Consider the following 8887-nt stretch of genomic DNA (forward strand, 5'->3'; position numbering starts at 1 on the left):
CGCCGCCAGCGCTTCACCGGAAAGCATATTGCCAAGCTTACCGGTGTCTCGACGGCGACCGTCAGCCGCATTCTTAGGCGCGCCAGGTTGAGCCGCATGCGCGATCTTGAGCCCGCTGAGCCGGTCAAGCGCTATGAACGGCAAAACCCCGGCGAGTTGATCCATATCGACATCAAGAAACTTGGGCGTTTCGAGCGCGTCGGCCATCGCATCACCGGCGACCGCAGAGGCCAGAGCAATAGCCGGGGCGTCGGCTGGGAGTTCGTCCATGTCTGCATCGACGACGCCTCGCGCATCGCTTTCACCCAGATCAAGCCGGATGAGAAGGCGGTCAGCGCCGTCGAGTTCCTGAAAGCGTCCGTCGCCTATTACAAGAGCCTGGGCGTCAAGATCACCCGCGTGATGACCGACAACGGCTCCTGCTATAAATCCTTCGCCTTTGCCAGAGCCTGCAAGCGCTTGCGCCTCAAGCACATCCGCACCAAGCCCTATACGCCCAAGACCAACGGCAAGGCCGAACGCTTCATCCAGACGGCATTGCGGGAATGGGCTTATGCGATGGCCCATCCATCATCCGATCAGCGCGCTGCGGAGCTGCCGCACTGGATGCACAGATACAACTGGCATCGTCCACACGGCGGCATAAAATACCAAACGCCCATCAGTCGCCTCGGTCTAACCGGGGACACAACCTGTTGAGGCTCCACACAGCGTCGTTGCCCAAAGGTTGTCGCCGGGCCTTTGCTCGGCGTTCCAGGGACCGGGATTGGCGGTGCTGTAATATAGCAGGTTCAGAACGGGATCGTAGGAAAACCATCCCCACAGCGTGCCGCCGCCGATCTTCCAGGCGTCCGGGGGCCACGAGGCGACACCGAGGTCCTTGCCCTTCAGCCAGTCGTAAGGCGGCTTGAAATCGGCGCCGATCAGCACGTCCTTGTCCGGACCGGTCGAACAGCCGATATAGGCGATCTTGCCGGTGTTTTCGTCGAGCACGGTGACGCGTCCGCGCACGCCCATTTCGCCGCCGCTGATGCCGACGAACACCTTGCCCTGCACCACCATGGGCGCGGCGGTCGTGGTCTCGCCGAGATTGATGTCGCCGGTCTTGGTGCTCCACACTTCGCGCCCGGTTTTTGCGTCGAGCGCCACCGCATGATTGTCGAGGGTGACGAGAAAGATCTTGCCAGAATCATAGGCGACGCCACGCGTGACGACATCGCAGCAGGCGACGCCCTGCGCGGCGCGATCGGTATTGGGGACGTAGGTCCATTTCAGCTCGCCCGTTGTCGCGTCGAGGGCGAAGACCTTGTTGGGATACGAGCTGATGGCATACATCGTGTCGCCGATGATCAGCGGCGCCGCTTCCTGTCCGCGCGTTTCCCCGAGCGAAAACATCCAGGCGACCTGCAGGCCGCCGACATTGCCGGCGTTCAGCTCATCGAGGCCGCTGAATCGCGTATTGGCGTAATCATGCGCGGCCATGACCCATTGCGCGGGGTCCTGGCTGAGCTTTTGCAGATCGTCCGCAGCCGCTTCGCTGACGAAAGCAAGCGCCAGCGAAGCGGCGGATAGAAAACGGGCCTGTCTCATGCGCATTGACCGTCTCCCTGCACAGACCACGCGGCCGTGGTCTTCCTGGTCTCATCGAGGTTTCGGCTCAGGGCTATGACCGAATAGAGGGTGATCAGCAGTCCCGCGGGAATCCACATCAGCAACCCGCCCAGTTGCTGGTCGGCGAGCGGGCTCAGGCCCCAGGGCCAGGTCGTGTCCTTGTGGACCACGAAAAGCGGAAAGCGCGAAAAGGTCAGGAACGCGCCGAGCGCGCTCATCTGCAGGCCGGTGAAAGTGACCGCAAGAAAGGCGACAAAGCCGCGCGCCGAAAAAATCGCGCGCCACAGCCAGATCGCCGCGAACAAGGACGACAAGTGCATCCCCCAATAAGTCAAGTTATTCGTCAGCGTCGCGTCATAGGGGGCCGGCATGTGCCAGAACCACAGGACAGCCGCGAAAACGAGACTGGCGGCCGCAAGGGCAAGGTTGTTGGGCGCTTTCGGCTGGAGATCGAAAACGGGAGCAAGGCCAGCGACAAGCAGGGGAGCGGCGACGAAATCCAGCGCCATATGCTGCCCGACGCGCGCGGAAAACAAGGCGACGCTGAGATTGCAGAGGGGCGACACGAAGGCGAGCGAGAGCATCGCCCAGCCGATCATGAAAAGACTCGTTCGACCGCGCGCCTCGCCAACGATCAAAGCAAGAACAAGAAAAATCACGAGGGCGGCCAAAAGATGGGGATCTGCCAGCGCTCCCGGTACAGGCGCATGACCGCAGTAGGGAATAAATGGCGGCATCGATGAGTCTCGCCCGCTGAAAAACGCCTCAACGCGGACGGGCGAGATCGGTTACGCAATATTGACGGGCCAACGTGCGAGCGCGGTCACCCGCCCGCGTATGTCGGCGCCGCGGTTTTTTGCTATGAAAGATTTTTGGCGCGAGCAATCGGGACGCTCGAGCGCGCGTTTCGTGAAAGTCAGGCTTCCGATTCATCGCCCTGACGGGAGAAATGATGATCCGCTTCCTCAGGTTTCCCAGAATTAGCCTTTTGAAAGCGCGCGGACCGCCGCGCGCCGAGGTCGAGCTCTGGCGGCTCTGTCTCCTGGCGTTGTGCATCGGCGTCTTTACCGGGGTTGGGTCGGCCGTGTTCCGAGCCCTGATCGGGCTATTTTACAACCTCTCCTATCTCGGACGCTGGTCGTTCGTTCTCGACGCAAACCGTCTCGATCCCCCGAGTCCATGGGGCGATCTGGTTTTTTTCGCGCCGATCGTCGGAGGCCTGATCGTCGTTTTCCTGGTCCGGAATTTCGCGCCGGAAGCCAAGGGCCACGGCGTGGCGGAAGTGATGGACGCGATCTATTACAAGGGCGGCGACATCCGTGGCGTGGTTGCGGTGGTGAAATCGCTCGCCTCAGCCATTTCGATTGGGACCGGCGCCGCCGTGGGCCGGGAAGGTCCAATCATTCAGATCGGCTCGGCGCTGGGATCGACCTTGGGCCGGGTGGCGCGCCTCGCGACATCGCAAAAGATCACGCTGCTTTCCGCGGGCGCGGGCGCGGGCATCGCCGCGACCTTCAACACGCCCCTCGGCGGGGTTCTCTTCGCGACCGAAATCCTCCTGCCCGAAATCTCCAATCGGACCTTTTTGCCGGTAGTCATCGCCACAGGCGCCGCGACCTATACCGGTCGGGTTCTCCTTGGCGGAGCGCCCGCTTTCATCATGCCGCGCTTCGAAGGGGCCGAGCTCAGCAGCGCCTGGCCAATGGATTTGCTGGTCATCGTCGTGCTCGGCGCGGCGAGCGGACTGGCGGCCTGGGCGTTCATCCGTCTGCTGGCGTTTTTCGAAGACTGGTTCCCTGCCTTGCCCGGCGGAGCCTATGTTCAGGTAGCAGCCGGGATGGCCGTGATCGGCGCCATGATGGTTGGCTTTACCCGCTTCTTCGGCCATCCCTTCATCAATGGCGTCGGTTATGGGGTGATCCAGTCGATCCTTGAATCGCAAATGACCGTTCCCGTTCTTCTGGTGATCCTGGTCGCAGCGAAAATCCTGGCGACTTCGATCAGTCTTGGATCTGGCGCATCGGGCGGCATATTTTCTCCACTGCTGTTCATCGGCGCGACATTGGGCGGCAGCGTGGGATTTGGCGCGCTGGCGGTCGCGCCACACCTCGATCTTTCTCCCGCCTCCTGCGCCATCATCGGCATGGCGGCGATGGTCGGCGCCGGAACGGGCGGCGTCATGACCGCCATAGTCATGATTTTCGAAATGACGCGCGACTACGCCGTCATCGTGCCGGTGATCATCGCCGTGGCCTTCGGTTCCGGCGTGCGCCGCGCCCTGATCGGCGACACGATCTACACGATCAAGCTGCGCCATCGAGGGCATCACATTCCGCAGGATCGGCATGCGAACCTTTATCTCGTCCAGCAAGCCGAATCGATCATGGAAGCCGACTTCATCGTCGCCCAGCCCGGCGCCAGACTGTTTGACGTGCTCAGCGCGATTCCACCCGGCAAGAACGTGACGCCACCAATCGTGGTCGCCAACGCCACGCATATTTGCGGCATGGTTCCTGTGCGCTCGGGACTTTGGACGCAAGCCTTGCGCGACCCGTCGGTCACGGTCGATGCGCTGGCGCAGAGGGACTATATCCTCGCCCGCGAAAAGGACCTGCTCAGCCGCGTGTTCGAGCGCATGCACCGGCATGGGCGCAGCGCCGCCATCGTCGTCGGAGGAACCGGCGTTCCGCGGCGCGAGGACATCCGCGGCGTCATCACCAAGCGCAGCATAGCCGACGCCGTGATCCAGTCGGCAAAATGACTGGATTTCCGTCAAACCATCGGAACGATATCGCCACGTTCGTGTTGGTCGCAGGCTACGTCGCGAGGAAAACGTTTCGGCAACGCATCATTCGACCTGACGCAAAGGGATAGCGCAAGCTTGTCCGAAAAGACCTCTTGTATTCTCGTTTTGCAAGGCGGCGGGACGATTTTCATCATGGACTGTGGAGCGCCGAGGGTCCGGCCCCGGACACGATGGAAGCGGTCGCCTGGCGCGACAAGCAGATCAGATATGCGAGCACGACGCCGCAATATGTCCAGGCGATGGCGTCAAAGGTCAAGTTGCGGCACGCTCTGCAATTGCTCGATGAGCTGTTTCCAGCCAGCGGCTCGATCTGGTGCATATTGTTTATCACCCGGACCGGGATCAGATCCCTTCCAGCGACGCTGAATTCTCGCGCCCGTCCATCGCCGAGCGGCGCAAGGCCGGCCTCGACGACATGCGACGCGCCCTGGCGGAGAGCCCATGGCTTCGCCGGCTTAAACCGGAACATCTCGGATGCTCGATCCATCGCGTGGCCCGCGACGGAGCCACCACGCTGGATCCCTCCAGCTGAGTTCGGGCTTGGTTTCCCTTGGCCATTCGGTGCGCCATGATTGCGCTCTTCCACTCATCGCTTGGATGTAGATAGTCTTCAAAAATTCCATCTGATTACAAAATATTAATCTTAGAAACCTGCGTTTCGATAAGGCGTTTTACTAATACGCAATAAGGAGGAAAAAATGAAAATCCCTGTCTTGGCCGCCGCAGCCGGCCTCGCCCTCACACAAGTTGCTTACGCTCAAACAAGCAATGCTCAGCCACAGCCCAACAATGCTCAGAGTCAGTCCAAGGGAAGCATTCGCCAGGATATCAAGTCCAGCCTTGAGCGCTCGGGCTTTAGGGACATTAACATCGAGCCGGAAGCGTTTTTCATCAGCGCAAAGGACAAATCCGGCAACCCGGTCATGATTTCGGTCGACCCGAATTCGTTCGAGGAGGTGACTGCTTACCAGGCGGGTGAACCGAATGGAGCCAACCAGAGCAAAGCTTCGAGCCAGAAGATCGGCATGTTCACCACCGTTCCTTCGAGCGATAAATTGAGCTCCAACCTCGTCGGCCTGAGTGTTTACAACAACGCCAATCAGGATATCGGCACGGTGAAGGACATAAGCTTGGACCAGAACGGCGTTCAGGCTTACATCTTGGCAGTCGGCGGATTCCTCGGCATGGGCGACCATTATGTCGCGGTGAACCCGTCCGCGCTCAACATCACCTATAATTCCACGGATAAGAAATGGCACGCAGCCATGAACGCCACGGCCGACCAGCTCAAGGCTGCGCCGGAGTTCAAGTATAGCGGCGTACAACACGCAAGTAATAAGTAATACCCTGTAAAGCTAAAAGCGGAGGCGCAGGCCTCCGCTTGCTGCATTTACAGAAGCTCGGAGCCGGACGCTCCACAGGCCAAAAGGCCAAGGCTATGTTCGAGCCAACGCCCGGAAACGCCGGGAACAAGTTTCCGCTGATCGCCGCTATGGCTGCCGCCGGCGCCATGCTGGCGGCCACGCTTTTCAGTGACCCATACATGAGTCGATACGTGGAAAGCGACCGCCATCTGACGACGGATGCGAAATTGCAGATCGCATTGCAGGCCTACCGTTCGGGCCATGACGCGGCCGCTTTGAAACTGCTCGCGCCACTGGCCAACGCTGGCGACGCCAAGGCGCAATATTGGCTGGCAGATATTTACGACAATGATCCGGGCGCCAAATCGGATGCGGCGAAAGCGCTAGCCTTGCTTCAAAAGTCTGCCGAGCACGGATTCGCGCCAGCGGAAACTCGGCTCGGCACAGTTTATCTGAACGGAACTACGACGCTGCAGGATTTCGGAAAGGCTCAATTCTGGCTGAGCAAAGCCGCGACAGCCGGCGATGCTAAAGCACGAGAACAGCTTGGGCGGATTTTTGCAGTGGGGCTTGGCGTGCCGCAAGACAAGGCTGAAGCCTATGGCTGGTATGAAAATGCGACGCTTCGGGGTAATCAGTCGGCCGAGAGCGAAAGAGACGAATTGCTTAAACGAATGTCCCCGACGGAAATCAACAAGGGCGAGCAAATCGCCGGACAAATTGCCGCGAACATCAAACCGGCCCAGTCATGACTCGGCCAAGTCGCTGCAGCATGCATCGCCGCAGGATTCAACAGTAAAAGGATGGGACGGAGCGGGCAATGTCGCCGAAATGGAGCACAATGCTTGTCGCCGCCTTCTGCGCCATGTCTGAGGTTCCGCAGGCGCTGGCCGCCGCTTACTTAACGATCGATTCTGCCGGACTGGCGAGAACGGCTTTGGTCATCGAACACGCCCCCTTGAAACTCGCTCGACGGCCTTTGGTCATTGTGCTCCATGGCGAAAACGGCAATGGCGCGCGCGTACGACACCGTTTGCGCCTCGAATCCATAACGCATTCGGCCAAACCGATTTTTCTCTACCCCGATGCGATCCACGGCCATTGGTCGGATGCAGTGGGAGCAGCAGCCACAAGAGATGTCGCGATGTTGCGGGACATGACCGCCACGCTCGAGCGGCGAGGTCTTGTCAATTCGCGATTGATTTTTCTAGTAGGCGATTCAACCGGCGGCGCCATGGCGATCCGCGCAGTTTGCGCCGGGCTCGGGCCGATTGCTGGCTTGGCGACCATTGATACGACTATGCCACCCGATCTGGCTGCGACCTGCGCGCCGCCAAAGCCACTCGCCTATATCGCCATCGCCACCGGCCACAGCCAGGCGACCGCTTCGCCGGCCGCCCTCGCTTTCTTTGCCAAATCGGACGGCTGCGCTGCAGGACAGTCACCGGCGCCACTGGTCGTCAGCGATCCGCGAAATCGCGATGTCGCTTATGTCGAACGATTTTCGGGCTGCAAGGCTCCGGTGGAGCAGGTTCGAATCATACATGACGGAAAAGCAACTTCGGCTAAAATCGGCGCTTCCGATGAAGGCGCTTCCAGCCGTGCGGAAAAAATGAATGACGCTGCGCATTTGGTTTGGGCCTTCCTGAAAAAGCTTGGGGCCTAGACGAGCGGCTGCGTTCGGCGAGACAAAGCGGGAAACCATGGATCTGCGGGACGTTTAGGCGTCGCGCACTGCTCGCGAGTCGAGGCGGTCCCAAATGCACGGTTCCGGAGAATGATCGTGGACGACTTGAAAACGGACGCCTCACAGGCCGAAACTCAAAAAGGGAGCCGCCGCGACTTCCTCTACATAGCGACAGGCGCGGTTGCGGCGGTAGGGGTCGGCGCCACGATATGGCCGTTGATCGATCAAATGCAGCCGGACGCAACTACGCTCGCAGCCGGGGCTCCGCTCGATCTCGATGTCGGCTCGCTCGCCGCAGGCCAGCAAATCATCATCAAATGGCGGGGGCATCCGATCTTCATCGTCAATCGACCCGCGGATGCGTTGAAAACCCTGCAGGATCCCGCTCTCGTCGGGCTGCTGTCGGACCCCCATTCACTGGCGCGGCAGCAGCCGGGCTACGCTGATAATTGGCATCGATCCTTGAAACCGGAATTTGCCGTTCTGGTCGGCATTTGCACACATCTTGGCTGCATCCCCATATATAAGCCCAACAAGAACCAGCTTTCTCCCGGGTGGCTTGGAGGATGGTTTTGTCCTTGCCACGGCTCGAAATACGATTTGGCCGGAAGGGTTTTTCGAAATGTGCCGGCTCCCTATAATCTGCCGGTGCCGCCCTATCGCTTTGTGACCGACAAAACGATCCGGATTGGCGAAAATCCTGAAGGTCAGAAGTTCGAGTTGGAGTCGGTCACTCAGCTCTGACTTCAAAGTCACATTTGCATCGCCACATTCGCGCTGGTTGCTCCCTCCAGAGCGCGGAGTCCGGTAGCGTCCACAGACAACTTATTGATTTTAATGGCGCACCCGAAGGGATTCGAACCCCTGGCCTCTGCCTTCGGAGGGCATAACTTTTGACGTTCTCCGGATCAAAATTCTCGCCTTAGCGCCTTTATCTTGTTGTTTTTAAAGATATTATGTCCATACTTGTCCAAAGCCACCCGAGTAGATATATTTGATGAATATTGGACGTATTTGGAACGGCGGCAATATAGATGGGCAAGCGATTGCATGAAGCTCCCCTGACTACGCGCAACGCTAGATCGGGATTGGACATCGGGCTGCATTGGCGCGCTGTCGATCCGGACGTCCACCTAGGCTACCGGAAGGCGAAGCGCGGCGGCAAATGGATAGTCCGTTGGCGGCAAGGCGTCGGCTATCGGCAAGCTCCGCTCGGAACCGCCGATGACGTGTTCGAAGGCGATGGCATTAATAGCCTCAGCTTCGCCCAAGCGGTTACTGCCAGTCGCGCCTATGTGGCGTCTGCGCGCGTTCAGGCGACAGCGGCGGCAAATGGCCCTGCTCCGACGATCAGGTCGGCTTGTGAGACGTATTTGAGAAAGATCGAAGCTCGGCAGAGGGCGGCGCGGGGCAAGCCCC

The 8887-nt window shown here is 59.8% G+C and carries 7 protein-coding genes and 2 pseudogenes; 7 read left to right on the top strand and 2 right to left on the bottom strand.

The window, feature by feature from the left end:
- Positions 1–707 (top strand): annotated as a pseudogene (locus ACLP2E_RS03245) (IS481 family transposase); the annotation flags it as partial.
- 61 nt (positions 708–768) lie between these two features.
- On the opposite strand, the pseudogene ACLP2E_RS03250 reads toward ACLP2E_RS03245, so the two are convergent.
- A pseudogene (locus ACLP2E_RS03250) lies at positions 769–1596 on the bottom strand (outer membrane protein assembly factor BamB family protein); the annotation flags it as partial.
- The gene (locus tag ACLP2E_RS03255) at positions 1587–2348 is read right to left on the bottom strand and encodes a cytochrome c oxidase assembly protein (RefSeq protein WP_442465133.1); all 762 of its coding nucleotides are present in this window, start codon (positions 2346–2348) and stop codon (positions 1587–1589) included. The gene ACLP2E_RS03255 and the pseudogene ACLP2E_RS03250, both read right to left, overlap by 10 nt.
- A gap of 215 nt (positions 2349–2563) precedes the next feature.
- Here ACLP2E_RS03255 and ACLP2E_RS03260 point away from each other — a divergent pair, with 215 nt between their 5' ends.
- From ACLP2E_RS03260 to petA, 6 genes are all read left to right on the top strand, one after another.
- The gene (locus tag ACLP2E_RS03260; RefSeq protein ID WP_442465134.1) at positions 2564–4372 is read left to right on the top strand and encodes a chloride channel protein; all 1809 of its coding nucleotides are present in this window, start codon (positions 2564–2566) and stop codon (positions 4370–4372) included.
- A gap of 358 nt (positions 4373–4730) precedes the next feature.
- Positions 4731–4949: a DUF3734 domain-containing protein gene (locus ACLP2E_RS03265; protein WP_442461334.1), complete on the top strand. Its 219-nt coding sequence runs from the start codon at positions 4731–4733 to the stop codon at positions 4947–4949.
- A 166-nt stretch (positions 4950–5115) separates the two neighbouring features.
- Positions 5116–5760, top strand: a complete 645-nt coding sequence (locus tag ACLP2E_RS03270) for a PRC-barrel domain-containing protein (protein WP_442465135.1) — start codon at positions 5116–5118, stop codon at positions 5758–5760.
- 38 nt (positions 5761–5798) lie between these two features.
- Entirely contained in the window at positions 5799–6533 is a 735-nt protein-coding gene (locus tag ACLP2E_RS03275) for a tetratricopeptide repeat protein (protein WP_442461332.1), read from the top strand.
- A 68-nt stretch (positions 6534–6601) separates the two neighbouring features.
- Positions 6602–7447 carry an alpha/beta hydrolase family esterase gene (locus ACLP2E_RS03280; protein WP_442465136.1) on the top strand — a complete coding sequence of 282 codons (846 nt, stop codon included), beginning with the start codon at positions 6602–6604 and terminating at the stop codon, positions 7445–7447.
- A gap of 111 nt (positions 7448–7558) precedes the next feature.
- A complete protein-coding gene (gene petA, locus ACLP2E_RS03285) occupies positions 7559–8212 on the top strand; it encodes a ubiquinol-cytochrome c reductase iron-sulfur subunit (protein ID WP_442465137.1) in 654 nt (217 codons plus the stop codon).
- The last annotated feature ends 675 nt before the right edge of the window (positions 8213–8887 follow it).

This window comes from Rhodoblastus sp., assembly GCF_052145335.1.
GTDB lineage: Bacteria > Pseudomonadota > Alphaproteobacteria > Rhizobiales > Beijerinckiaceae > Rhodoblastus.

Excerpts from the sequence above, each read along its gene's own strand:
- ACLP2E_RS03255 (WP_442465133.1), bottom strand. The coding sequence starts at position 2,348 with ATGCCGCCATTTATTCCCTACTGCGGTCATGCGCCTGTACCGGGAGCG.
- ACLP2E_RS03260 (WP_442465134.1), top strand. The coding sequence starts at position 2,564 with ATGATCCGCTTCCTCAGGTTTCCCAGAATTAGCCTTTTGAAAGCGCGC.
- ACLP2E_RS03270 (WP_442465135.1), top strand. The coding sequence starts at position 5,116 with ATGAAAATCCCTGTCTTGGCCGCCGCAGCCGGCCTCGCCCTCACACAA.
- ACLP2E_RS03280 (WP_442465136.1), top strand. The coding sequence starts at position 6,602 with ATGTCGCCGAAATGGAGCACAATGCTTGTCGCCGCCTTCTGCGCCATG.
- petA (WP_442465137.1), top strand. The coding sequence starts at position 7,559 with ATGATCGTGGACGACTTGAAAACGGACGCCTCACAGGCCGAAACTCAA.